1 protein-coding gene is annotated in these 1059 nt (G+C 48.0%); it reads right to left on the bottom strand.

Annotation, left to right across the window (positions count from 1 at the left end; all coding sequences use genetic code 11):
- On the bottom strand, positions 1 to 1059 hold a 1059-nt coding region (locus R7Z77_RS24145), incomplete at both ends, for a DUF3971 domain-containing protein (RefSeq protein WP_318136899.1).

Raw genomic sequence — 1059 nt, 5'->3', positions numbered from 1 at the left:
TCATCTTGACGCTGTAAGTCGACATTCACTTTGCCAACCTTGTAACCTTGCAACCAAAAATCGTCGATGTTCAACGTTAAGTTTGGCATCTCTGCGTGAAACTTGCGGTCAAAGTTGGTAATAAGTGGCGCATTCTGATCTTCACTAGCGAAAATCGAACTGCGCTCTTTGGTCATTTCCTCAAAGTCTGGCAAGTACAAATGCAGATGGTCTAGAGACACCGATAAATCGTACGGTTTGAGGTACGTTGCTTTGCCTTTCACCTCTTGACTATTCACGTCCAACTGCCAACTTAGGTTCTTTTTACTGGCGTTCAATGCCACATCGTGAAACTCAATGCCGCCCAGCAACAAGTTCGGCGTTTCGACTTCAATACGCGTTGGTAAAGGAATCGTAGGCGTCTGCATGTTTGCCAGCACCGATTGCGCTTTACTCTCTGGCGTATCCAGTAACGTCGCCCACTTATCTAGGTTTAACTCATCTAGACGAATCGAAGCATCGTGCCCAACGACAGGGCTAATTTTAAAACCGCCTTTGCCTAACACTAAGTTGGTCGCGGTTAACACTGGCACATCGCCCGAGATATCAATTTCGGTCTGATATTTCGCATTTGGGATTTGCAAACGAGCCGAAATGCTCTCCTGATTCCCCGATGCTTGGAGTTTCGCCTGACCAGCTTCACCGACCTTTTTCGTCAATGGGTATGGGTATTCACTGGCTAATCGACCGAGCTGCGCCAACACATCTACTTGGTAAGTAAAACCCACATCGTTGAGCTGTAAGTCAATGTCCATTTGCCAAGGCGCATGACCGGAAACCAAGCTCAACCAACGTTCACCCAAATAAGGCTTGAGCGGCTCCACATCCCAATCACCTAAAGTATTGATGGTCACGTTGTAGCCTTGGTCCGCACTTTCGCCGTGGAAATCGAGTGAAATAGGCTGCGAGAGTAACTCTGCTGACAAGCCAGATGTCGTCACCACATCGTTGGCGAACTGAATGCGGCCTGTGGCTTTTTCTAGCATCATTGGCGTCGCATCAATATCAACACGGGTGTCT

Source organism: Vibrio sp. 1401 (assembly GCF_033340295.1).
The sequence above is the reverse complement of the archived record's forward strand: the minus strand, read 5'-3'. Positions and strand labels throughout refer to the sequence as shown.